The following is a 23,898-nucleotide window of genomic DNA, read 5'->3' as shown; positions in this document are numbered from 1 at the left end:
CTGCGCACTCGTCAACGACGACGCGGTACCACCCACACGAACCATCCCCGGATCTCGAACCGACTAATCAGTCCAAGAACCGGGGACCAGTCCACTGGCACCGGGCCTCCCGTCCGCTCTGGTCGCGTCCAGATCGCGACTGGCACCATGGTCGGATGGCCGAGCAGCACTTCCCCGGCGAGCCCAAGCCGGGGCGCCCACACCGGCCACCCCGCCCCCGACGCCGCAGCCTGGCGCAGCACGACCTGCGCGACGCACGTGCCCGACTGCGCGGCACGATCTACGAGCACGTCGAACCCGACGCCAAGGGGCGCGACCAGTACACCGCCGCCCAGATCGTCGACTTCTGCCTCGACCTGGCCGAGGTGATGCTCGCCTCCGGCGCCGACACCCGCAGCGTCGAGACCGCCGTCGTCGCGGTGTCGACGAAGTGGAACCTGGCCCCGCTCGACCTCGACTTCTCCGGCAGCTCGGTGACGATCCAGTACGCGCCGGCCGACATCCCGCCGCTCGTGAAGGTCCGGACAGTGAGTTCCGACGGCTCCGACCTCGACCGACTCGCGCGCGCGAACCAGATCGTGGACGACCTGATCCACGACCAACGGGACATGACCTCGGGCGTGAGCGCCCTCGTGGCGGTGCTGCGGATGCCGCCGCGCTGGCCCACGTGGCTCGCCGACGTCGGGCTCTCGATCCTGGGGACCTCGATCGCGATGCAGGCCGGTGGCGGATGGCGAGCGGGCATCGGCGCCTTCGTGCTGATGTTCGGGATCATCCTGTCCGGGCGCTGGCTGACCGGTCGTGGCTACCCGCAGTTCTTCGTGTCCGGGGCGCAGGGAGCGGTCGCGTCGGTGATCGGCACCCTGGCCATCGGTGTCGGCGTCCTGCACCCGGCGGGTGCCGCCACGATGGTGGCGGCCCTGGTGGTGCTGCTCCTGCCGCACGTCTCACTCGTGACGTGGGCCCAGGACGCGATCTCCGGCTTCCGTGCGATGGCGGTCGCCCGGGCGTTCTACATCGGCTTGGTCATCGCCGCCATCGTCGTGGGGGTGCCCGCGGGGATCGCGATGACGAAGTGGCTGCACCTCGAGGTCGACCCGTCGGGCATCGTCACCCAGGCGCTGCCGTTGTGGGCGTCACTCTCGCTCACGGTGGTGTCGGCCGGGGCGAACTGCTTCGTGCAGCAGGCCAGTGCGCGGGTGATCCCCGTCGCCGTGGTGTTCTCGGTGGCGGCGGGGGCCTCGCTGTGGGGGCTGCGGCAGCTCGGCCTGCCGCTGCTCGGCGCGACGTTCCTGGCCGCGGTCCTGCTCGGCGTGCTGTCCACCTACGCAGCGGCGCGGATGCGGACCGCGGTCGCGGCGATCGCGGTGCCGGCGTTCTGCGGAGCGCTGCTGCCCGGTGTCGCCGTGTCGAACGCACTGCTCAACTTCATGTCGGGCTCGTCGAGTGCGGCCCTCGACTTCGTGGCCGCGGTCTCCGTGGCGCTCGGGATCGGCGCCGGGCTCGTGCTCGGCGGCCTGTTCGCGACACCTGGTGCGCGCCGTGCGCTCCGGCGGACCCGTCGGGTCGTCGTGCACTCGGTCCACAACGACACCACCGCGCTCCGGGTCATCCGCGACACCGGGTACGACCCCGGCGACGGCTCGGTGCCGCGCGGGTCACGGTCGGCTCCGGACGGACGCTGACGGTGCGGCGCTCCGGACGGGCGCTGCCGGTCCGGGCTCAGATGTCCCAGCTGCCGTCGTCGCCGTCGCTCCACGTCGCGTGCCGGCGGGCTGCCTGCGGCTCGTAGCGCTCCATCCAGCCGCGCTCGAGTCGGGCCACCGCACGGTCGAACGCCGGCACCAGGTCGAGGTCCGTGCGGAGCAGGGCCTGGAGCTGCAGGCCTTCGTACAGCGCGATGAGCTGTTCGGCTCCCCGCCGGGGTTCCATGGTGTGCGGGGCGCGGCCGACGGCGATGTCGTGTTCGAGGCCGCGCTTCACCTGGGCGTAGAAGAGCTGGTAGCGCGACCGCAGGTAGGTCGCCATCGGGTGCTCGGGGTTGCCCGCGACGGACAGCAGGGCGACGAGCAGACGCATGAGCGCGGGGTCCTCGGCGTTCGACGCGACGATCGCGCGCAGCAGCTCGACGGTCGAACCGTCGCCGACCTCGCGGGTGACCTCGTCCATCCGACCGCCGTTCCAGCGGTCGACGGCTGCGAGCACCAAGCCGTCCCAGGACGGGAAGTGCTGCTGGAGCTCCTCGACGGAGATGCCCATCCGCTCGGCCACGTGCACGGCGCGTGCTTCGTGGAAGGGGACGTCACGGAGCAGGTCGACGGTGGCCCCCACGATCGTGATCCGGAGGTGCAGGGTGGCCGCCGCGGCCGCTGCGGCCTGCGTGTCGGCGCTGGTGTTCTCGAGCATCGTGCCCTCCGTCGTTCCACGGACGTCCTGTCCGAGGTCTCCCCGAGTCCGGGGCACGTCCATCCAAACGCAGAACGGGGGACAACAGAATCCCCGGTACGGGTGTCAGCACATGGGGGGACACGGACACCGACACCACGCCCAGCGCGTTCGCACGGATCCGTGTGACGATGCCGGGCATGACCCCGAACGACCCCACCGCACAGGGACTCGCGACGATGGCCTCGGCCGGCTTCGAGTTCGGCGGCGACCCGGAGCAGGTCGCGCACGACGTCCGCGCGATGTGGGAACAGCTCGGGCGGCCCGCGGGCGCGTTCGGGGCGGCGGCTCAGGCGATCGCCGTGCTGCCCCAGCGCCCCGAGGTGCCGATCGCCGACCAGGCCCGCCGCCGCGCGTTCGAGCACGCGACCGGCATCAACCCGGTCGAGGTCGAGCTCGCGGCAGCACTGTCGGCGCGGGAACTCCTCGAGCGGATGGCGCGCGCGGTCACCTGCTGACGTCGCCACGGCCCGCAGACGGGACCACCCGGACGACGGGAGGCGCGGTACCCACCGGCACCGCGCCTCCCGTCAGCCCGTCGGCCCGTCGGCCCGTCCGCAGCGACGCGCTACGGCGTCGGCATCCCACCGTCGACGTGGAGCGTCTCGCCCACGACGTAGGACGACTCACCGCTCGCCAGGAACACGTAGGCCGGCGCGAGCTCGGCCGGCTGCCCCCAGCGGCCCAGGTAGGTCTGCTCGCCCGCGGACGGCAGCGCCTCGGGCGGCTGCCCGCCGGCCGGCTGCAGCGGCGTCCAGATCGGCCCCGGTGCGACGGCGTTGACGCGGATGCCCTTCGGCGCGAGCTGCGCAGCCAGGCCCTTCGCCAGGTTGTTCACGGTGGCCTTCGTGGCCGCGTAGTGCACCAGGTGCGGCGACGGCGCGTAGGCCTGGATCGACGTCGTGTTGATGATCGTCGAGCCCGGCTGCAGGTGCGGCACGGCGGCCTTCGTGATCCGGAAGGTCGCGTAGGCGTTCGTCTTGAAGGTCTCGTCGAACTCCTCGTCCGAGATGTCCTCGATCGAGGAGACGTTCTGCTGCTTGCCCGCGTTGTTCACCAGGATGTCGATCCCGCCGAGCTGCGCGACGGTGTCGGCGACGATCTGCTCGCAGACCGCGAGCGAGGTGATGTCGCCGGGCAGCGCGACGGCCTTGCGGCCGGCTGCCTCGATGAGCGCGACGATGCGGTCGGCGTCCTCCTGCTCCTCGGGCAGGTACGAGATCGCGACGTCGGCGCCCTCGCGTGCGTAGGCGATGGCGACCGCTGCGCCGATGCCGGAGTCGCCGCCGGTGACGAGGGCCTTGCGGCCCGTCAGCCGTCCGGAGCCGCGGTAGGTGTCCTCGCCGTGGTCGGCGGGGACGTTCTCCGCCATCTCGGCGTCGGTGCCGGCGCCCGCGAGGTACTGCTCGTCGGGCTTCTTGTCGGCGTACATCTTCGTCGGGTCCTGCATGGCGTATTGGTCGAGCCCTGCCTGGTCGTTCTGCTGGTCCGTCATGCCGCCGACGGTACGCAGGGCCGCACCACGGGCCGTCCAGGAGGCTGTCCCCCGGCGCGCGGTGCGGCCAGCGTCCGCCGGCCGCACCGCTCCAGGGCCGCAACTGCGTCTTCCTCGTTTGTCACGGTCCGGTGACGGCCAGGACCCGATTCGGTAACACCTGTCGTCCTGGACGGATCAGGGTCGTACCGTCGAACGGTGACCCCTCGGACCCTGCTGGCGCTCGGCGCTGCCGTGCTCGCCTTCTCGGCCGGTGCGCTGGCGCTCGACGGCACCACCGGGCTCGGTGCGGACTCCGCCGTGGCGGCGGAGACGTCGCACGACGCCGCGCCGGTGCACGTGTCCAACGCGAAGCTCCGGCGGGTCGACTCCATCGAGCTCGACGCCGAGTCCCTGGTGCTCCGCAACGGCGGGAAGACCGTCGTCGAGTCGTCGATGCGCGACTCCCGGTTGACCGTGAGCCTGCTCGACCGCCTGCTCGGCACCCCGTCGCGCACGCAGACCGCCGAGGGTGACGGCGGCGCGTGCTTCCCGGCCGGCACCACCTACACGTGGGGCGGCGCCATCCGGGTCGCGGCCCTGACCACCGATGCGCAGGCGGGCAACGCCGTCGAGGTCCGTGTGCTGCGCGACCAGGTCCGCAGCCGGCTCGGTGCACGGATCGAGCTGACCGGCCCCGGCGGCGTCCAGGTCGGCGACGACATCGCCGACGAGATCGCGGACGCCCCGCGCTCCGAACGGGTGTCCTTCGGCTCGGACGACTTCCGCGCGTGGCAGTTGCTGCTGCGCGCAGGCTGGGGCTCCTCCGACGACCAGGACTCCTCCGGCACGAACGGCGTCTCGGCCCTGACGGACGACACCACGGTCACGGTGCTCGGCTCCCCGATGCCCGTGCACGCGCAGCGGAGCTGCTGACTCACACGCGGATCGTCGCGACCACCGGGAAGTGATCGCTCGCGAACCACGTCTCCGGCCCGTCGTGGTCGATGACGACCCGGTCGACGCCGACGACCCCGCGGGTCAGCACCCAGTCGATGCGCTCCCCGGTGTCCACCGGCGGCTGCCAGTCGTTGAACGTCGCCGTCCGGTCCCCCGGGTCGCCCGCGAGCAGCCAGGTGTCGTCGAACCCGGCGTCGGCGAAGACCCGTGACGCGGTTCCGGCGCCGGCCGGCTCGTTGCAGTCCCCGGCGACGATGACCGGACCGGTCTCCCGCGCCAGCCGTTCGACGATGAGCGCCGCGCTCTTCCCGCGCACCTCGTCGCCGTGCTCGCCGAGTTCGTGGTCCAGGTGCGTGGTGAGCACCGTGACCGCCGGCCCGTCGGTGTCCAGGAACACGGCGTGGTTCGCGATGCGCGGGAACAGGCTGCCCCACGTGTTCGAGACCGGTTCGTCCGGGGTGTCCGACAGCCAGAACGACCCCTCGTCGGTCGGTCGGAACCGGTCGCGTCGGTAGAACACCGCCGGGTGCTCCCCCGCGGTGCCGCCCTCACGCCCCTGTCCGACGTCGGCGTGGTCCGGCAGCCCGGCGCGCAGGTCGTCGAGCTGGTGCGCGAAGGCCTCCTGCACGCACACCAGGTCGGGGTCGTGCCGGCGGATGACGTCGAGGAGCACGGGGAGCCGGGCCGGCCAGTCGTGCTCCGGATCCGGGTTCTTGATGTTGTAGGTCATCAGGACGATCGGACGCGTTGCGCTGCTCACCCCTCGAACCTAGCGACCCGGTCCGGCCACGGCCTCAGTTGATGCAGGTGCCCTCGGTGCCGTAGTTGTGCACGTCGGTGGACTTCGGCGCGGGTTCCTCGGACGCCTGCTTGCTCGGCTTCGACCCGGAACCGGTGCTCGCGGGCTTCGACGCGGTCGCGCTCGGCTCGCTGGCGGCCTTCGCGGTCTTGCCGTCGGTGCCGAGCACGAGCGTGACGCCGGTGACCGCGCTGGTCCGGACGGCGACGGCACCGGGCACGGCCGCCGCGATCGCCTTCGCCTGCGACTCCTGGCCGGCCGGGTACTGCACCTGGGTGACCTTCGTGGTGGCCGAGGAACCAGCCGGTGCGACCTGGAACCCGCGGCTGGTCAGGACCTGCCCGGCTGCGGTCGCGGCACCCTCGACGCCGCTGCCGTTCATCACGGTGACCGAGGTGTTCGCCGGCTGGGCGCGACCGGCCTTGGCGTAGGCCTCCGGTTCGCCGACCAGGCCCTGCACGAAGGCGGGCAGGCCGACGGTGTCGACCTCGACGATGGACAGCGCCGAACCGTTCACGTAGATGGTCGGCGTGCCGAGGGTCGGGATCGTGGCCGACTGGATGTTCGCGGGGCGCAGGTTCCGCATCTGCGAGGCAAGGTCGATCAGGTTGGTGTCGGTCTGGATCGATCCCCCGACGGCCTTCAGGATGTTGCCCATCTTGACCGGGTTCAGCAGCGTGCCGGCGGACGTGACCTTCCGGGCCTCCTGCGACAGGAAGTACTGCTGGCGGACGTTGCGGTCGAGGTCGCCGTTCGGCAGGCCCTTGCGCTGTCGGACGAAGGACAGCGCCTCCTTGGCGTTGAGCGTCGACTTCCCCGCGGGCAGGTCGACGCCGGAGTCCTTGTCCTGGGCAGCCTGGTTGAGGCAGACCTCGACCGGGCCGAGCTCCTTGACCACCTGGTAGAAGCCGAGCAGTGAGACGCGGACGTAGTGGTCGATCTGCAGACCGCTCAGGTTCTCGATGGTCTTGATGAGCATCTTCGCACCTCCGGTGTCGCCGCCACCGTTGAGCGTGCCGTAGTAGAAGGCGCTGTTGAGCTTGCCCTTGCCCACGTCGGGGATGTCGACGTACGAGTCACGGGGGAACGAGATCATCGTCGCTTGCGTGCCGTCGGCGTTGATGTGCAGGACGATCATCGTGTCGGTGTTCGTCGCACCACCGTCCGACGTCGTGCTGAGTTCCGCCATCTGCTCGGGGGTGGCGTTCTCCGGCCGGTGGTCGTCACCGACGAGCAGGATGTTCTGCGCCTTGCCGTCGACGTCGTCCTTCGTGTCCTTCTTGCCGGTGATCGCGTTGACGATCGTGACCCCGCCGGACAGCTGGTTGTACGCGTACGCCGCGTAGCCACCGCTCAGCAGGACGGCCATGGTGAGCACACCCGCGATCGCCGGGAACACCACACCCGCTCGTCGCTTCTGGCGCCCGTGGCGCGGCGTCACGGCACCGCGGCGCGCGGGCTCCGTCGTCTGCTCGGGTTCGTTGCTCACCGGGAAACCATAACCGGAGCGCGCGCAGGGGACATGGAATCCGCCTGGAAGGTCACTCCACAGCCCCTGCGACCGGCCCGCGCTCGACTCACTCGGCGACGAGTCCCCGCTTGTTCGTCTCGCGCGCCCGGAGCACCGTCACGCCGGTGATCGCGGCGGCAGCCATCACGTAGAAGGCCGGCGCGAACGTGTTGCCCGTCGCGCTGATCAGCCACGTGGCGAAGTACGGGGTGATGCCACCGAAGAGCGCCACGCTGATGTTGTAGGCGATGCCCATCGACCCGTAGCGGATGGCGGTCGGGAACAGTTCGGCCATCGCGGCGCTCACCGCCCCGTCGAACGCCGCCATGAACAGCCCGAGCAGCACCATCGCGGCTGCGGCGGCCCAGAAGTTGCCGGCGTCCATGAGCATGAGCGTCGGGTAGGTCAGCACCAGGAACCCCGCGCACCCGGCGAGCATCACGGGCTTCCGGCCGATCTTGTCCGACAGCAGGCCGAAGAACGGGACGAGGCCGGCGATCACCAGGAAGCCGATGACGACGACCCCGTACGAGACGAGCGGCGAGTACCCGAGGTCCGCCTGCAGGTACGAGGGCATGAAGGTCTGCAGGATCCAGTGACCGACGGCCTTGAGGACGACGAACCCGACGCAGAAGAGCAGGGCCTTCCACCCGGTCCGGAGCGAGCGGCGGAGCGGGTTCTTCGCGAGTTCCCCCTTGGCCTTGAGCGCGCGGAACTCCGGGGTGTCCTCGAGCTTCGTGCGCAGGTACAACCCGACCAGACCGAGCGGCACCGCGACGAGGAACAGGACACGCCACCCCCACGACTCGAGGGCCCCGTCCCCGGCGATCGCCGTGAACAGGAAGACCAGGCCACCACCGACGATGAACGCCGCGAAGCCGAAGACGTCGATGAAGCTCGTCACGAAGCCGCGCCGGTTCGACGGGGCGTACTCGGCCAGGAGCGTCGTCGCCCCGGCACCCTCGCCACCGGCGGCGAAGCCCTGCACCAGCCGCACCACGACGAGCAGGATCGGTGCGAGCATCCCGACGCTCTGGTACGTCGGCAGGATGCCCATCACGGCGGTCGCGCCGCTCGTGATCAGGATGACCGTGGCCAGCGTGGTCTTCCGGCCGACCCGGTCACCGAGCGACCCCCAGAACAGCCCGCCGAGCGGACGCATCACGAAGCCGGCACCGAACACGGCGAAGGCCGACAGCAGTGCGACCTGCGGGTCGCCCTGCTTGAAGAAGTACAGCGAGATGACGGTCGCCAACGTGCCGTAGAGGCCGAAGTCGAACCACTCGACGAAGTGTCCGACGCCGGCGGCGACGATCACCTTCCGCATGCCCTGGCGGCGTGCGTCGTCGCCCAGGGCCACCTGGACGTCGGGGGCGGTGGCGGCATCGACGCTGGGTTGCGTCCGGGTTCCGTCGCTCATGGTGGGGCCTCACACTTCGTTGTCGAGAATTCGTTGACGATAGCACTCGCCGGGCACACATTGCCACACAGTGGGAAAGACACGCCACCGAGTGATACCGTTCCGACCATGCAATCCCGTGAACAGCACCACGACGTCGTGGTCGTCGGCGGCGGTCTCGCCGGTGTCAGCGCGGCCGTCGCCGCCGCCCGCCTCGGCTCGAGCGTCGCCCTCGTCACCAACCGGCCGGTCCTCGGCGGCAACGCCTCGAGCGAGATCCGGGTGTGGGTGGTCGGCGCGACGGCGCACGGCACGCAGCGGTTCGCCCGCGAGACCGGGATCATGGGCGAGCTCTTCCTCGAGAACCAGTACCGGAACCCGCAGGGCAACGCGGTCTACTGGGACCAGGTGGTGCTCGACCTGGTCCGGGCCGAGCCGAACGTGCACCTGCACCTCAACACCGACGTGCGGACGGTGCAGACGACGGACGACGACAGCGGCGCACCACGCATCACCGCCGTCACGGGGTGGACCATGGGGTCCGAGATCGAGACGACGTTCACCGCACCGGTGTTCCTCGACTGCACGGGCGACGGCCTCGTCGGGGCTCTCGCCGGCGCCGAGTACCGCATCGGGCGCGAGGGCCGCGACGAGCACGGAGAGGAGTGGGCGCCGGAAACGGCCGACGACGAACTGCTCGGCAGTTCGATCTTCTTCTCCACGCACGACACCGGCCGCCCCGAGAAGTTCGTGCCGCCGTCGATCGCGAAGGACCTCGGCACGACGCCGATCCTGGCGAACCGGGCGATCCGGACCGGCGACAACGGCTGCAACTACTGGTGGATCGAGTGGGGCGGCGAACTCGACACCGTCACCGAGAACGAACGCATCCGCGACGAGCTCTGGGGTGTCGTCTACGGCATCTGGGACCACATCAAGAACTCGGGGGCGTTCGACGCGGACACCCTGACGCTCGACTGGGTGGGCGCGATCCCCGGCAAGCGCGAGTACCGCCGGTTCGTCGGCGACCACACCCTGACGCAGCAGGACCTGCTCGAGCAGCGTTCGTTCCCCGACACCGTGGCGTTCGGCGGTTGGTCGATCGACCTGCACCCCGTCGAGGGCGTCTACGCCGAGACCGCCGGCGCCCAGCAGCGGTACACCGACGGCACCTACGACATCCCGTTCCGGTCGCTGTACTCGGCCAACGTGTCGAACCTGCTGTTCGCCGGCCGCGACATCTCCGCGTCGCACGTCGCGTTCGGGTCCACCCGGGTGATGGCCACCTGCGCAGCCCAGGGGCAGGCAGCCGGCACCGCCGCGCACCTGGTCGCCCGGCACGGCACGACGCCACGGTCCCTCGGCACCGAGCAGATCGCCCTGCTGCAGCAGACGCTGCTGCGCGAGGACGCACCGGTCATCGGGGTCCGCGCCGACGACCCCGCCGACCTCGCCCGCACCGCCCGCATCAGCGCGAGCAGCGAGATGACCACGATCGACACGACGCCGTTCGCGACCGCCGACCGCTTCGACCTGGACCGCGACGTCGCGATCCTCCTGCCCGCCGACCCCGCGCTCGGCGAGTTCCGGCTCCGCACCGAGGCGGACGACGAAACCGACCTCACCATCGAGCTCTGGACCACCGGCAAGCCCCAGAACTACGCCCCGATCGACCACGTCCGCACGCACTCCGCACACGTCGCCGCCGGACCGGGCGAAGCAGTGGTCGACCTGGACTTCCACCCGGACGCACCGTGCAACGCGGTCGTCGTGGTCCGTCGGCAGCCCGGCGTCCGACTGGTCCTGACCGACGGCCACCCCTACGGCGTGATGGCCCTGCGCGCCCGCGCCGCCGACGACGAGCAGTTCGACGACCACATCCCCGAGGAGTCCGGACAGCCCGTGACGGACTGGGAGGCGCGCGCACTGCGCGGACACGCGTTCGCGTTCACCGCAGCCGGCGAGACGGACGCGTGGCGGGCCTCCCGGGTCAGCGACGGCCACCAGCGCCCGTTCGGCGGACCGCACATGTGGTCGTCCGACGCGGGTGCCGGCGCAGCCGTGCTCTCGCTCGACTGGGCGGAGCCCGTCGACGTCCGCCAGGTGCGCATCGTCTGGAACGACGACGTCGACGCCGACCTCATCAACCTGCACCACCACCGCACCCCCTGGGACGCCGTGCCCACACTCGCCCGCGACTACCGGATCGAGGCGTGCGTCGACGGGACCTGGCGGACGCTCGCCGCGGTCGACGCGAACCGACACCGCCATCGCGTCCACGACGTCGATCCGGTGCGCACGGCCGCCCTGCGGGTCGTCGTGACCGCGACGAACGGGTCCCCGTTCGTCACCGCGAGCGCCGTGAAGATCTCCTGACGCGCGCCGGGACGGGCCAGAATGAGGGGATGGCGACCACCCCTCCGAACCAGAGCATCGAGCGAGCCGCAGCGGTCCTCGGTGCGCTCGGCGCGTCCGACGGCGCGGTGCGCGCCTCCGACATCGCGCGGACGATCGGGCTGGGGACCTCGACCACCGGGCGGCTCCTGGCGACGCTCGAGTCGCTCGAGTACGTCCGACGCGACCCGGAGACCCAGGCGTACTCGGTCGGTCGGGCCGTGCTCGAGCTCGCCAGCCAGGGGCTCAACCACAACCCGGTGCACCGCGAGAGCCGCTCGGCGGCGCAGGAACTCGCGCACCGCGTCGGCCTGACCGCCAACGTCGGCGTGCAGGACGCCGCGTCGTGCATCTACCTCTGCCACTTCGAGGGGTCGCTCGCGCCGAAGTCGCACACGATGATCGGGATGCGGCAGCCGATGCACGCGTCCGCACTCGGCAAGGCGCTGATGCTCGACCTGTCGCCGGACGAGCGACGCTCGCTGCTGGGGGACGACCTGGCCCGGTACACCGACCACACGATCGCGACGCACGACGCCCTGACGGCCGACCTCGCCGCCTCGGCGAAGCGCGGTTGGTGCGAGGAGAACCAGGAGCTCGCGCTCGGCCGGTTCTGCATCGCGGCACCGATCCGCAACGCCTCGGGGCGGATCGCGGCGGCGCTGTCGATCTCGGGGCGCCTGACGCAGCTGCGTGACCGCGACCTGGACTCCCTCGCCGAGGACCTCATCGAGGTCGCCGACCGCATCAGCGTCGGCCTCGGGATGATCAGCGCCGTCGCGCACTGACGCGCTGGTCGCGGCGCGAGACGCGCTGCCCGCCGCCCGGCGCCCGCCGGGATTCCCGCGAAAGCGACAGTCTGCCGCGGAATGTTCGCGGACATCTGTCGCTTTCGCGCCCGAGACGCGCGTGACGGCGGACGGGAGGCCCGTGGCGGCGTCGCCACGGGCCTCCCGTCCGCCTCCTGGTCGCGCTGGGCGACGGGGCGCTACGCGCGCGACGGCAGCAGGTGGATGGCCTCCATCGCGAGCTCTGCCGCGATCGGGTCCTTCGCCAGGACGGCAGCCTTGAGGTTCTCGAGTTCGGGCAGGATCACCGCGGCCGGGATCAGCTCGGCGAGTTCGGGGACCCGGAGCTTGAAGGACAGTCCGTCGGTGGTCGACCGGCAGAGCTGCACGAGCGACGGGTTGCCGCAGGCGTCCGCCCACTGCGAGTAGATGTCGGCGCCGTTGCGGGCGACCTGGTCCTGCTCGTCGGCGCCGACCCGCGCGATGACGTCGTCGAGCATCTTCACGATCTTCTTGCGCTGCGGCTCGGTGAAGTTGGGCACCGCGAGGCGCACGACGCCCCCGTAGATGACGCCGAGCGTGCGGTAGGCGTCGAGGAGCTCGTCCTTCGTCGGGGCCGCCACGCGGGTGTAGCGGTTCGGTGCCATCTCGATCAGGCCGGCGCGGGCGAGTTCCGCGAGCGCCTCGCGGATCGGGGTGCGGGAGACGCCGAGCCACGCGATCAGGTCGTCGTCGTTGAGTCGCTCGCCGGGCTCCAGCGTGCCGTCCATGATCGCGTCGCGGATCTTGTCCTGCACGGTGTCACGGAGGAGTTTGCGCTCGGCGGCGGGCTGCGTCGAAGGAACTGGCATGCACCCAGCGTGTCACATGTGATGGTTCGCGCGCGAGAGGCGCGACGGCCACCAGGCGCGCCGACCGAGGTCGTACGCGATCGCCGGCACGAGCAGCGAACGGACGACGATCGTGTCGAGCAGGACGCCGAACGCCACGACGAACGCGATCTGCACGAGGAACAGGATCGGGATGACGCCGAGGGCCGCGAACGTCGCCGCGAGCACCACCCCCGCCGAGGTGATCACCCCGCCGGTGACCCCGAGTCCGCGCAGGACCCCCTCGTGCGGACCGTGCCGCAGCGCCTCTTCCCGCACCCGCGTCATGAGGAAGATGTTGTAGTCCACCCCGAGCGCGACGAGGAACACGAACGAGTACAGCGGCACGCTCGGGTCCGCACCGGGGAAGTGGAACACGTGGTCGAACACGAGCGCTCCGACGCCGAGTGCGGCGGCGAACGACACGATCACGCTGCCGATGAGCACGAGCGGGGCGACGACGCTGCGGAGCAGGAGCATCAGGATGAGCAGGATCACGACCAGCACCACGGGGATGATCAGCGTGCGGTCGCGGATCCCGGTGTCGTTCGTGTCGACGGCCGTCGCGGTGACGCCGCCGACGATCGCGCCGGGATCGACCTGTTCGACGGCGGTGCGGAGGTCGCGGACAGTCTCTTCGGCGGCGTCCGAGTCGGCCGGGTCGGTCAACGTGGCCTCGAGCAGCACGTCGCCGCGCGACACCGTCGGAGTGGCGGCGCCGTTCGAGGGCGAGTCGCCCGTCACGGGCACCGTGCCGGACGGGGCGTCCTTCGCGGCGGCGACGACCCCGTCGACGCCGTCGACCCCCGTGACGGCGTCGACGAGTGCGTCGAGGTCGCGTTCCGACCCGATGACCTGCGCCGGGCTGCCGGAGCCACCGGGGAAGTGGTCGGCCAGGACGTCCTGCCCGTCGCGTGCCTGCGAGGCCCCGATGACCAGGTCGCTCTGCGGTACCCCGTCGGCCTTGAGCCCGACCAGGCCCGTGCCCATCGCGAGCAGCCCGACCGTGCAGACGATCCACACCACCCGGGAACGCTTGGCGACGAGCCGACCGACGCGAGCCCAGATGCCGCGCGCGTCCGGACCGGTGAGCACCGGGTGGGCGCTGCCGTACGCGGGACGGAGCGGCCAGAACGCGGCGCGACGGAACGCGAGCAGCAGGGCGGGCAGCAGCGACAGGGCGGCGAGCAGGCTGAACGCGATGCCGATCGCGGCGACGGGACCGAGCGCCTTGTTCGAGTTGAGGTCGGAGAGCAGCAGGCAGAGCACGCCCACGATGACGGTGCCGCCCGAGGCCAGGATCGGCTCGAGACTCCCCCGCAGGGCCGCCTTCGTCGCACCCCAGCCGGTGCGGTGGTCGCGCAGCGCCTCGCGGAAGCGCGCCGTGTAGAGCAGGGCGTAGTCCGTCGCGGCGCCGATCACCAGGATCGACAGGATCCCCTGCACCTGGCCGTTGACGGTGACGATGTCGGCCTTGGCGAGCCACCACACCACGAGGATCGAGGCGCACAGGGCGAACGTCGCGGTGCCGAGCACGAGGATCGGCAGCAGCGGTGACCGGTAGACGATGATCAGGATCACGAAGACCGCGGCGAGCGCCACCCCGAGCAGCAGGCCGTCGATGCCGGCGAACGCCTCGGTCAGGTCGGCGGTGAACCCGGCCGGTCCGGTGACGTACCCGCTGACGCCGCTGGGCAGGGCGTCGTCGACGTCGGCGCGGATCGCCTCGACCGCGTCACCGGTGTCGGCTGCCGTGGTGAGGGTCGCGACGATCTCGACCGCGTCGCCGTCCTCGCTCGGGATCACCGGGCTGACGGCTTCGACGTCGTCGCGGTCACCGAGCTGGGTCGCGAGGTCCTTCGCCGCGCTCAGGTCGGAGGACGACATGCCGCCGTCGCGCTCGAGCACGATGATCGCGGGTGCGCCCGACTCCTGCCGGAACTCCGACGAGCGCTCCTGCACCTTCGTGGCGTCGGCCGACGCCGGCAGGAACGAGGTCTGGTCGTTCGTCGACACCTCGGAGATCTTGCCGAAGTACGGACCGCCGACGGAGGCGATCGCGAGCCAGACCACGATGACGAGCGCGGGGAGGACGATGCGGAGAAAGCGGGACACGACGGTGAGCGTACACCGATCGTCAGCATGCTGATTACTAGACGGCTGCGACGCCGGTTGCGACGCCGACTGCGACGCCGACCGCGACAGCTGGCGACCGTAGACTGCGCCCATGGACGACACGACCGAGCAGTGGCCCCTCGGCCGGCTGTTGTCGGCCGCGGCACGCTCGGTCGAGCGGGACTGGGATGAACGCCTCCGCGCCATCGGGCTGCCGCACGCAGCCCTCATCGCGGTCGACATCCTGATCCGCACGGGCCCCACCGGTGCCGACACGATCGCCCGCACGGCACGGGTGCAACCGCAGACGATGTCACGGACCCTCGAGCGCATGGAGCGGGACGGCCTGGTCGAGCGCACCCCGCACCCCGACGACCGACGCCGGCGCCTCGTGACCGTGACCGATCACGGACGCCGAGCGTGGGAGACCGCTCGACACATCGAGCGCGAGGTCCTGCCGGACGACCCGGCACTGCGGACGGCACTCACGGAACTGCTCGGGAAGTCACGGCAACCGAACAACTGACACGCTGTACCTGAAATACCAGATGCGGTACGATGGGTCGGTCGGTGGCACGCCGACGCGAACCCGTTGGAGTCCCGCATGTCCGAACGACGGGCGGCCCGCCTGGCCGCCGACACCGCCACCAGAAGCGGACGCCACCCGCGGCGCCGACGCCCGCTCCTCGTCGCACTGCTCGCGACGGTCGGCTCGCTGGTCGGCATCGCCACCGTGATCGCCGTCGTCGCGAGCATCTTCGTCGGCGGCCTGGCGCGCAGCTTCGACGCCCGCCACGACACGATCGCGAACCCGTTCCCGAGCGGGACCCGACCCGCTGCGTCCGGCGGCGAGAACATCCTGCTCATCGGGTCCGACTCACGAGCTGCACGCGGACCGGACGGCAAGCCATCCGAGGCCGGTGGCCGTTCGGACACCCTGATGCTCGCGCACGTCCCGGCCGACCGGCAGGCCGTGTACCTGATGTCGATCATGCGTGACTCGTGGGTCGACGTGCCGGGTCACGGGAGCGCCAAGATCAACGCCGCGTACGCGTGGGGCGGCGTCCCGCTCACCGTGCAGACCGTCGAGCAGCTGCTCGACGTCCGCATCGACCACGTCGCCGAGATCGACTTCACCGGGTTCAAGGACATGACCGACGCCCTCGGCGGTGTCACGGTCGACTCCGGGCAGGCGTTCGCCGCAGGCAAGCACGAGTTCGTCGCCGGCGCGAACCGGCTCGACGGCGACGCCGCACTCGCGTTCGTGCGCGAGCGGTACTCGTTCGCCGACGCGGACCACACCCGCGTGCTGAACCAGCAGGCGTTCATGCGCGGGGTCGTCGGCGGGCTGCTCTCCCGCGGCACGATCACGAACCCCGGGCGTATCCAGGACTTCGTGACCGCGACGAGCGAGCACCTGGCGGTCGATGCCGGACTGACCTTCCCGACCCTCGTCGGCCTCGGATGGTCGCTGCGCGACGTCCGGACCGACGACCTCAAGACGTTCACGGTGCCGACTGCGGGGTCCGGAACCTCGCCGGACGGGCAGTCCTACGTCACGCTCAACGACCTGGCGGTCGGCTCGCTGTCACAGGCGCTGCGGTCCGACGACGTCGCCGGTTGGCTGGCCGACAACCGGCAGTAGCGCCCGCAGGCTCCCACCACCGGTCACGCACGACGACGCCCCGCGACCGAGGTCGCGGGGCGTCGACGTGTTCGTCCGGTGGAACGATCAGGCGGGGAGCTGCAGCTCCTGGCCCGAGTAGATGAGGTTCGCGTCGTCAATGGTCGACGTGTTCGCGGCCCACAGCTTGTTCCAGCCACCGTCGATCTTGAGCTTGGTGGCGATGGTGTCGAGCGTGTCGCCCGAGGCGATCGTGTACGTCTTGCCGCTCGTCTTCACGGCGGCGGGCTTGCTCGGCGTGGTGGCTGCCGGGGCGGCCTCCTGCGCCGGCGCCGGCGCAGGAGCCGGGGTGCTCGGTGCGGCCTGCTCCGGGGCAGCGGGGGCCGGTGCGGCCTGCTGCGTCGGGGCCGGAGCAGCGGGGGCTGCCGGAGCCGGAGCAGCGGCGGCCGGTGCGGCACCGCTCGTGCCGCTCAGCCCGAGCTGGGCCGAGCAGGCGGGCCAGGCGCCCCAGCCCTGCGTGGCGAGGACACGCTCGGCGACGGCGATCTGGGCCTCGCGGCTCGCGCCGGCAGGGCTGCCGACACCACCGTTCGCCTGCCAGGTGCCGAGGTTGAACTGCAGGCCGCCGTAGTAGCCGTTGCCGGTGTTGATGGCCCAGTTGCCGCCGGACTCGCACTGCGCGAGGGCGTCCCAGGTCGAGCCGGACGCAGCGTTCGCGGGGGTTGCCGCGAGGCCGACACCGGTCGCGGCGATGCCGGCGAACGCGAGGCCGCCGACGATGGTGCGGGTACGGGAAAGCTTCTTCATGTGATTGCTCCACCGGGGTCACGAGCCGCTTCGAACGCGGAATCCACTGCCCACCCCGACCGATCGCGGTCAGTTGTGGGGTGCGCCACCGGGGGCAGTGGTCATCGGGCCGGCGGCACCTCGGTCGGCAACCATAGGAAACTCTTCACCGTTATCAAACCGAGACAAACGGTTCTACCCGTTGGTGCTATGTACCCCGCACTCGAACCTGTACGCCTCGATGCCCATGGCCATGGTCATCGACCCGTACCCGGGTACGTCACCTTGGCAATTCCCTGGCAATGCCGGCCAGGAGGCCCGGATCACGCCCGCGACAGCAGCGTGACGGCCTCGAGATGGCCGGTCTGGGGGAACATGTCGAGCACACGAGCGCGGCGCAGCCGGAACGAGGGCATGCGCGCGAGGTCCTTCGCCAGGGTCACCGGGTTGCAGCTCGAGTAGACGACGTGCTGCACGTCGGACTCCTCGAGCCAGGTCGACAGCGCCTCGCCGATCCCGCGTCGTGGCGGGTTCACCAGGACGAGCTCGGGCACCGTGTCGGGTCGGGCGCGGAGTGCGTGCTCGGTGGCGTCGTCGGCGGCGAACCGGAGCCCCTCGAGCCCGGCCTCGCGCGCGGACTGCTTCGCCGAACGGATCGCCTCGGCACTGGTCTCGATGCCCGTCACCGCTCGGCCCGGTCGCGCAGCGTGCAGGGCGAACCCGCCCACGCCGCAGTACAGGTCCCACATCGACGCCGGGTCGAGCTCGTCGATCCACGCCGAGGCCTGCGCGTACAGCTCGGTGGCGACGGCGGTGTTGGTCTGGAAGAAGCTCTGCGGCCGCAGGTGCATCGTGATCCCGCCCAGGCGCATCGGCAGCGTCTCCTGCTCGGTGAGGACGATCTCCCGGTCACCCTCGGTCACGGCCTTGTGCTCGGGAAGCAGGTTCACCGTGACGACCACCACGTTCGGCAGGGCGTCGCGCAGCACATCGAGGTAATGCCGGATCCGAGCCACCTGCCCCTCGGACCGCAGGACGAACCGCACCATCAGTTCGCCGTCGGGCGACTCGGTGACCAGGACGTACTTCAGCTCGCCGCGTCGGGCAGCGACGTCGTACGGGATCAACCCCGCGGTCTGGACGAAGTCGGCGAGCAGGGGCAGCGCGTGTCGGATGCCGGGCGTGCAGATCCCGCAGTGCCGCAGGTCGACGCCGCGCTGCCGGTGGTCGAGGATGCCGACGGTCGGGTGCTCCGTCGAGCCGCCGACCACCATCTTCGCCTTGTTCCGGTACCCGGACTCGGGGCTCGTGATCGCCGGTGACCACGTGACGGCTCCGGGGCCGCCAGCCGCCTCGACGGCGTCGTGCAGGAGTTCGCGGGTGCGGAGCTCCTTGTCGAGGACTTGGTCAGCGTAGGGCTGCCCCATGAGCGTGCAGGACCGGCACACCCCACGGTCGAAGTAGTCGCACTGCATGGCCGAGTCAGGATACGGCAGCGTCCCGCGTCGTCGTGGCGATCCGGTAGACCGACGTCGTCGCCGTCAGGAACAGCGTCGTGCCGTCGTCGCCGCCGAAGCACAGGTTCGATGTCACCTCGGGGACGGCCACCTCGCCGATCCGCTCGCCGGAGGGGTCGAACACGACGACGCCGCGGTGCGACGACGACCACACGTTGCCGTGCACGTCGACCCGGATGCCGTCCGGTGCGCCCTCGCCCGGCTCGAGTCGCGCGAACACCCGGCCGTTCTTGAGCAGGTCGCCGCCGTCACCGACGCGGTCGTAGGCGCGGATGACCGGTTCGTCCCCCGACGAGCTCGCGATGTAGAGGACCTGCTCGGACGGGTCGAAGGCGAGTCCGTTCGGCTCGTCGACGTCGGTCGCGACGGGGCGCAGGTCCTCACCGGACGGTCCGCAGCGGAACGTCCAGTGGTCGCCGTACTCGCGCACGCCGGGGTGGCCTTCGCGCGGCTGGGTGATGCCGTAGGCCGGGTCGGTGAACCACACGCTGCCGTCCCGCGCGACGACGACGTCGTTCGGCGAGTTGAACCGCACGCCGGCCCAGGCGTCGACGATCGGCGTGACGACGCCGTCGCGGTCGCGCTCCACCCGCCGGAGTCCGTGCGAGCACTGGACGACCCTGCCGTCGCGGTCGAGCGTCCGGCCGTTGGTGAACTCGACGCCCTCGGCGTACGTGGAGGTCTCGCCGGAGTCGGCGTGCCACTGCAGGACACGGTCGCCGGGGATGTCCGACCAGCGCAGGGTACGGGACGCCGGGATCCAGCAGGGTCCTTCGGCCCACGTGCTGCCGGTGGCGATGCGCTCGAGCGCGTCAGGGTCCGGTACGAGGTCGTCGAGCAGCACGGGTTCTCCTTCGAACGGTGTCCCCACCCTACGTTCGTCAGGCCGCAGCCGCCGCCTCGCTGCGTCGTCGCACGGCCTTCTCGACCGCCGTGATCGCGAGGCCGAGCAGGATCGACGCCACGACCGCGAGGGTCGTGACGAGGAAGGGCTGCTCCCGGCTCCAGCGCCCGGTGGCCGCCGCGATGCCGACGCAGTACGCGGCCCACACGACGTCGGCGAGCACGCAGCTGACCAGGAACCGCCGAACGTCGAGCCCGCTGTCCGCGCCGACCAGGTTCGTCGTCAGCCGGCCCATCGGGATGAAGCGCCCGAGGACCGCGATGCGCCCGGGAGCGGCACGGTAGCGGCCGTCGATGGCGTCCCGGGCCTTGCGGACCTTCGGACGCGCGAACCACGACCTCGAGCCGAGGTCGACCGAGCGCGCCAGGTGGTACAGCCCGAGGTCGCCGAGGACCATGCCGATCGAGGCCGCGACGACGAGGACGAGGACCGGCAGGAGGCCGCCGTCACCGCCCACCAGGAGCGTGCCGACCGCGACGACGAGCGCCTGGCTGGGGAGGAAGACCGCGACACTGCCGACGGCGAGCACGAGGCCGACCACGACGAACGTCCACGGGGTGCCGATGAGCTGGACGACCAGGTCCTGTGCTGCGTCCACGCTCACCCTCCACGGGCGCCGGAGGAGCGCACCGGACTCCATCTTCCCAGGTCGGCGGGGCACCGCTCACGTGCGCTCGACGATCGCCCGCATCGCCGCGGCCGCGTCGTCCGGGTGGCCGTCGACGACGGCACCGGCGAGCGCGAGGTGGAGGCCGACGTCGTGCCGGTCCGGGCGGATGCTCCCGCGTTCGCGCAGCACCTGGCCCACGACGCGGTGCAGGCGTCGGTACAGCGTGTTGTCGGACAGGTCGAGCACGAGCGCGTGGAGCCGCACGTCGGCGGCCACGAAGTCGAGGCGGTCGTCGCGGGCCGCTGCGGCCGCGAGCTCGTCCGCGGTGGTGCGGAGCGCCTCCCGTCGGTCCGCGCACTCGTCGAGGGGCGCCCGCCGGGCTGCTGCGGCGGCTGCGGCGGGTTCGACCGCCGCGCGGAGTTCGCGGAGCTCGACCGCCACGCGGTCACCGTCCGGGCCCCGGAGCCGCCACCGCACGACCCGCGGATCCAGGACGTCCCACTCCAGCACGCCGAGGACGGTCACGCCGACCCGGCGCCGCGCGGTGACCAGGCCGAGGGCGACGAGGACGCGGACGGCCTCGCGGACGATGCTGCGACTGGCCCCGGTCGACGCCACCAGGTCGTCGATGCTCCGGCGGCTGCCCACGGCGATGGCGCCGGAGACGACGTCGGCACCGATCTGGTCGAGGACGCGGTCGAACGTGCTGGTCACCGCTGGGACACCGGGCTGACCACGAGTTCGTCGACGCGCATGTACGACGGCGCCTCGAGCACGAACGACACCGCGCGGGCGATGTCCTCCGGCTGCAGCATCGCCGATCGTGCGGCGGCGTCGGGCACCGACGGCCGCTGGTCGAGGAAGTCGGTCGCGACGTCACCGGGGCACAGGTGCGTCGCCCGGACCCCGTGGTCTGCCTCCTGCTGGTTGAGGCTCCGGACGACCGAACCGAGCGCGGTCTTCGAGGCGGAGTACGCGACGCCGGCGCCGGGCTGGAAGGACCACCCGGCGTAGGACGACACCACGACGACCACGCCGCCGGACTCGCGGAGCGCAGGCAGTGCGGCGTCGACGACCGCGACCACCGCGGTGAGGTTCGTGTCCACGATCGCGCGGAAGTCCGGCAACGACTGGTCGTCCCACCGGCGCCGCGGCGCGTTCAGCCCGGCGGCGAGCACGACCGCGTCGAGTCGTCCGAACCGCTCGAGCACGGTGTCCCGCGCAGACGCGACGGCAGCGGGATCGGCAGCGTCGAGGGGCAGGACCGCCGCCGTGCCGCCGGAGGCCGTGATCGTCGCCGCGACCTGCTCGAGCCGGTCCACGCGCCGCCCGCTCAGGACCACCGTCCACCCGTCGCGCGCAGCGGCCTCGGCACTCGCGGCGCCCATGCCGCTGCCGCCGCCGGTGACCCAGAGCACCCGTTGCTTCGCCATGCTGCAATAGTATGCCTATTGCAGCAACCGACGACAGGAGCGACGATGCACCTCGACCTGACCGACCGTGTGGTGGTCGTGACCGGCGCAGCACGCGGGATCGGACGCACGCTCGCCGATCGCTTCGTCGCCGAGAGGTGCCGCGTGGTCGCCCTCGACCTGGCCTTCGAACCCGACTTCCCGCTCGACCACGTCGTGTGCAACGTCGCCGACCCGGATTCGGTCCGGGCCGCCGTCGACGAGGTCGTCACCCGGCACGGCACGATCGACGTGCTCGTGAACAACGCCGGCATCAACGTCGACGGCACCGTCGCCGAACTGCAGTGGGACGCCTGGCGCCGGTGCATGGACGTCAACCTCGGCGGCACCTTCCTGATGAGCCAGGCCGTCGCGCCGGTGATGCAGGCCGCGGGGCGGGGGCGGATCATCAACGCCGCCTCGTTCGCCGCGATCGTCCCGAGTGTCGGCAGCGCTGCCTACGCGGCGTCCAAGGCCGCGGTCGTCTCGTTCACCCGGGTGCTGGCGTCGGAGCTCGGCCCGTGGGGCATCACCGTCAACGCGTACGCGCCGGGCATGGTCCCGACGGCGATGAACGGGTTCGCGACCATGCCGGCCGAGGCCCAGGACCGCCTGCTCGACACCCTGTCGCTGCGCCGGTGGGAGACCGCGGACGACGTCGCCGACCTGCTCGTCTTCATGGCGAGCGACGCCTCGGGCTACGTCACCGGCACCCTGCTCGACGTCTCCGGCGGCAAGCTCGCGACACAGATCCCGGCACGCGCGCACGGCCGCTGAGGGTTCAGCGCAGCATCCGCTCCAGGAGTGCGCGCAGCTGCCGCCGGTCCCGCTCCGGCAACCGGGCGGTGAGCGGCAGCAGTGCATCGCGGATCGCGCCCTCGAGCGAGCGCGCCACCTCGAGACCGGCGTCGGTGATCACGACGTCCACCGCGCGGGCGTCGTCCGCGTTCGGCTGCCGCGCGAGCAACCCCTTCTTCTCCGCGCGCGCCACCAACCCGGTCATCGTCGACTTCTCGAGCCCCAGGTACTGCGCCAGGTCACCGATCCGCAGACGACGGTCACGCAGGATCGCGAGGACCCGCAGCTGCGTCAGCGACAGCCCGGCATCGGCCGCGAGCCCGGTCAGCGGCCCCATCGTCCGGAACGCGGCCTCGCCCAGGGCATCGACGAGCTGCTCGTCCTCGGTCATCTCCTGCACCACTCCAGCCTAGTTGACGAACTTCGTGATGCGAACTACTTTGTTCGTAACACGAAGCAAATGGAGGACACCATGCACGCAGCAGTCGTCACCGAGTTCGGCCACGCCCCGACCTGGCAGGAGTTCGACGAACCGACTCCCGGACCCGGCGAGGTCGTCGTCGACGTCGTCGCGGCCGGTCTCCACCCGCGGGTCCGCTCGCAGGCCGACGGTTCGCACTACACCAGCGAGGGCGCGCTCCCCCTGGTCCCCGGCGTCGACGGCGTCGCCCGGTTCCCCGACGGCACGCTCCGCTACTTCGCCGTCGCGAGCGACACCCGCGGCACCATGGCCGAGCGCGTCGCGGTCGACCCGCGGGCGAGCGTCGTCCTGCCCGACGGTGCCGACCCGGTCACCGTGGCCGCCGGCGTGAACCCGGTGCTGTCGTCGTGGGTGGCCCTGCGCCGGCGGATCGACTTCGCCCCGGGCAACCGCGTCCTCGTGCTCGGCGCGACCGGGGCCTCGGGCACCGCAGCGGTGCAGGTGGCGAAGCACCTCGGTGCCGCACACGTCGTCGCGAGCGGGCGCAACCCGGAGCGGCTGGCGGCGCTCACCGCCCTCGGCGCAGACGTCGTGCTGCCGCTGACCGACGTCGACGCCCTCGGCGCAGCGGCAGCCGACGTCGACGTGGTCATCGACTACGTCTGGGGCCATCCCGCGGCCGACGTGATGCGCGCCGTCGTCACCGCCCGCACCGACCCGGGCCGCCGACTCGACTGGATCGCGATCGGTTCCACCGCGGGCCACGAGGCGACGATCCCGTCCGCGGCACTGCGCGCCTCGGGCCTGACGATCGTCGGCAGCGGGCAGGGCTCGGTCGGTCGCGCCGGGTTCGTCGCCGAGCTCCCGGGCATCGTCGGTGCGATCGCGGACGGCACCGTCCGGGTGGACGCGACGGCCGTGCGGTTGGCGGACGTCGAGGCGACGTGGGCCGGACAGCCCGCCGGGAGCACGGGCAGAGTGGTGTTCACAGTGTGAACCGAGCGCGAGCAGGCTGTCCGGTCGCACAGGTTCTC

At 71.6% G+C, this 23,898-nt stretch carries 23 protein-coding genes; 9 read left to right on the top strand and 14 right to left on the bottom strand.

What is annotated here, in order from left to right; genetic code table 11:
* Positions 1 to 155: 155 nt before the first annotated feature.
* Positions 156 to 1,685 carry a threonine/serine exporter family protein gene (locus tag EDF48_RS15580; RefSeq protein ID WP_123937295.1) on the top strand — a complete coding sequence of 510 codons (1,530 nt, stop codon included), beginning with the start codon at positions 156 to 158 and terminating at the stop codon, positions 1,683 to 1,685.
* 37 nt (positions 1,686 to 1,722) lie between these two features.
* Here EDF48_RS15580 and EDF48_RS15575 read toward each other — a convergent pair whose 3' ends face one another.
* Positions 1,723 to 2,406: a TetR/AcrR family transcriptional regulator gene (locus EDF48_RS15575; RefSeq protein ID WP_131881101.1), complete on the bottom strand. Its 684-nt coding sequence runs from the start codon at positions 2,404 to 2,406 to the stop codon at positions 1,723 to 1,725.
* A 179-nt stretch (positions 2,407 to 2,585) separates the two neighbouring features.
* Here EDF48_RS15575 and EDF48_RS15570 point away from each other — a divergent pair, with 179 nt between their 5' ends.
* Positions 2,586 to 2,903, top strand: a complete 318-nt coding sequence (locus EDF48_RS15570; protein WP_131881096.1) for a hypothetical protein — start codon at positions 2,586 to 2,588, stop codon at positions 2,901 to 2,903.
* 110 nt (positions 2,904 to 3,013) lie between these two features.
* Here EDF48_RS15570 and EDF48_RS15565 read toward each other — a convergent pair whose 3' ends face one another.
* Positions 3,014 to 3,940, bottom strand: a complete 927-nt coding sequence (locus tag EDF48_RS15565; RefSeq protein ID WP_131881094.1) for an SDR family oxidoreductase — start codon at positions 3,938 to 3,940, stop codon at positions 3,014 to 3,016.
* A gap of 198 nt (positions 3,941 to 4,138) precedes the next feature.
* Between EDF48_RS15565 and EDF48_RS15560 the strand changes: the two genes are divergently transcribed.
* Positions 4,139 to 4,855 carry a hypothetical protein gene (locus tag EDF48_RS15560; RefSeq protein WP_131881092.1) on the top strand — a complete coding sequence of 239 codons (717 nt, stop codon included), beginning with the start codon at positions 4,139 to 4,141 and terminating at the stop codon, positions 4,853 to 4,855.
* 1 nt (position 4,856) lies between these two features.
* On the opposite strand, the gene EDF48_RS15555 is transcribed toward EDF48_RS15560, so the two are convergent.
* The 3 genes from EDF48_RS15555 to EDF48_RS15545 form a co-directional block, all read right to left on the bottom strand.
* Positions 4,857 to 5,639: an endonuclease/exonuclease/phosphatase family protein gene (locus tag EDF48_RS15555; RefSeq protein ID WP_131881090.1), complete on the bottom strand. Its 783-nt coding sequence runs from the start codon at positions 5,637 to 5,639 to the stop codon at positions 4,857 to 4,859.
* Positions 5,640 to 5,673: 34 nt separating this feature from the next.
* On the bottom strand, positions 5,674 to 7,167 hold the full coding sequence (locus tag EDF48_RS15550; protein WP_131881088.1) for an LCP family protein: 1,494 nt from the start codon (positions 7,165 to 7,167) through the stop codon (positions 5,674 to 5,676).
* An 88-nt stretch (positions 7,168 to 7,255) separates the two neighbouring features.
* The gene (locus EDF48_RS15545) at positions 7,256 to 8,608 is read right to left on the bottom strand and encodes an MFS transporter (protein WP_131881086.1); all 1,353 of its coding nucleotides are present in this window, start codon (positions 8,606 to 8,608) and stop codon (positions 7,256 to 7,258) included.
* Between the two features lie 108 nt (positions 8,609 to 8,716).
* Between EDF48_RS15545 and EDF48_RS15540 the strand changes: the two genes are divergently transcribed.
* Entirely contained in the window at positions 8,717 to 10,963 is a 2,247-nt protein-coding gene (locus EDF48_RS15540; protein ID WP_131881084.1) for an FAD-dependent oxidoreductase, read from the top strand.
* A gap of 29 nt (positions 10,964 to 10,992) precedes the next feature.
* Entirely contained in the window at positions 10,993 to 11,769 is a 777-nt protein-coding gene (locus EDF48_RS15535) for an IclR family transcriptional regulator (RefSeq protein ID WP_131881082.1), read from the top strand.
* Positions 11,770 to 11,969: 200 nt separating this feature from the next.
* Here EDF48_RS15535 and EDF48_RS15530 read toward each other — a convergent pair whose 3' ends face one another.
* Entirely contained in the window at positions 11,970 to 12,620 is a 651-nt protein-coding gene (locus EDF48_RS15530; protein WP_111085873.1) for a GntR family transcriptional regulator, read from the bottom strand.
* A 12-nt stretch (positions 12,621 to 12,632) separates the two neighbouring features.
* Complete coding sequence (locus tag EDF48_RS15525) at positions 12,633 to 14,753, bottom strand: efflux RND transporter permease subunit (protein WP_131881080.1); 2,121 nt, start codon at positions 14,751 to 14,753, stop codon at positions 12,633 to 12,635.
* Positions 14,754 to 14,865: 112 nt separating this feature from the next.
* Between EDF48_RS15525 and EDF48_RS15520 the strand changes: the two genes are divergently transcribed.
* Together EDF48_RS15520 and EDF48_RS15515 are read left to right on the top strand one after the other, a co-directional pair.
* Positions 14,866 to 15,279: a MarR family transcriptional regulator gene (locus EDF48_RS15520; protein WP_131844840.1), complete on the top strand. Its 414-nt coding sequence runs from the start codon at positions 14,866 to 14,868 to the stop codon at positions 15,277 to 15,279.
* Between the two features lie 78 nt (positions 15,280 to 15,357).
* The gene (locus EDF48_RS15515; RefSeq protein WP_131881078.1) at positions 15,358 to 16,398 is read left to right on the top strand and encodes an LCP family protein; all 1,041 of its coding nucleotides are present in this window, start codon (positions 15,358 to 15,360) and stop codon (positions 16,396 to 16,398) included.
* Between the two features lie 87 nt (positions 16,399 to 16,485).
* Here EDF48_RS15515 and EDF48_RS19570 read toward each other — a convergent pair whose 3' ends face one another.
* The 6 genes from EDF48_RS19570 to EDF48_RS15485 form a co-directional block, all read right to left on the bottom strand.
* Entirely contained in the window at positions 16,486 to 17,184 is a 699-nt protein-coding gene (locus EDF48_RS19570; protein WP_123294616.1) for a transglycosylase family protein, read from the bottom strand.
* 302 nt (positions 17,185 to 17,486) lie between these two features.
* On the bottom strand, positions 17,487 to 18,638 hold the full coding sequence (rlmC, locus tag EDF48_RS15505) for a 23S rRNA (uracil(747)-C(5))-methyltransferase RlmC (protein ID WP_131881076.1): 1,152 nt from the start codon (positions 18,636 to 18,638) through the stop codon (positions 17,487 to 17,489).
* Between the two features lie 7 nt (positions 18,639 to 18,645).
* Positions 18,646 to 19,524, bottom strand: coding sequence for an SMP-30/gluconolactonase/LRE family protein (locus EDF48_RS15500; protein WP_243692349.1), 879 nt, complete (start codon positions 19,522 to 19,524; stop codon positions 18,646 to 18,648).
* 37 nt (positions 19,525 to 19,561) lie between these two features.
* Positions 19,562 to 20,182, bottom strand: coding sequence for a VTT domain-containing protein (locus tag EDF48_RS15495; protein ID WP_165932418.1), 621 nt, complete (start codon positions 20,180 to 20,182; stop codon positions 19,562 to 19,564).
* Between the two features lie 66 nt (positions 20,183 to 20,248).
* The gene (locus EDF48_RS15490; RefSeq protein WP_131881069.1) at positions 20,249 to 20,908 is read right to left on the bottom strand and encodes an FCD domain-containing protein; all 660 of its coding nucleotides are present in this window, start codon (positions 20,906 to 20,908) and stop codon (positions 20,249 to 20,251) included.
* Entirely contained in the window at positions 20,905 to 21,627 is a 723-nt protein-coding gene (locus EDF48_RS15485; RefSeq protein WP_131881067.1) for an SDR family NAD(P)-dependent oxidoreductase, read from the bottom strand. The genes EDF48_RS15490 and EDF48_RS15485 overlap by 4 nt, the downstream gene beginning before the upstream one ends.
* A 45-nt stretch (positions 21,628 to 21,672) precedes the next feature.
* Here EDF48_RS15485 and EDF48_RS15480 point away from each other — a divergent pair, with 45 nt between their 5' ends.
* Entirely contained in the window at positions 21,673 to 22,422 is a 750-nt protein-coding gene (locus EDF48_RS15480; RefSeq protein ID WP_131881064.1) for an SDR family NAD(P)-dependent oxidoreductase, read from the top strand.
* A gap of 4 nt (positions 22,423 to 22,426) precedes the next feature.
* Here the strand turns inward: EDF48_RS15480 and EDF48_RS15475 are convergent, their stop codons facing one another.
* Positions 22,427 to 22,834, bottom strand: coding sequence for a MarR family transcriptional regulator (locus EDF48_RS15475; protein WP_111085883.1), 408 nt, complete (start codon positions 22,832 to 22,834; stop codon positions 22,427 to 22,429).
* Positions 22,835 to 22,915: 81 nt separating this feature from the next.
* Here EDF48_RS15475 and EDF48_RS15470 point away from each other — a divergent pair, with 81 nt between their 5' ends.
* Positions 22,916 to 23,860 (top strand): zinc-binding alcohol dehydrogenase family protein, encoded by a 945-nt coding sequence (locus tag EDF48_RS15470; protein ID WP_131881062.1) that lies wholly within the window; start codon positions 22,916 to 22,918, stop codon positions 23,858 to 23,860.
* The last annotated feature ends 38 nt before the right edge of the window (positions 23,861 to 23,898 follow it).

The sequence above is a fragment of the Curtobacterium sp. PhB191 genome (assembly GCF_004346515.1).
Lineage (GTDB): Bacteria > Actinomycetota > Actinomycetes > Actinomycetales > Microbacteriaceae > Curtobacterium.
The sequence above is the reverse complement of the archived record's forward strand: the minus strand, read 5'-3'. Positions and strand labels throughout refer to the sequence as shown.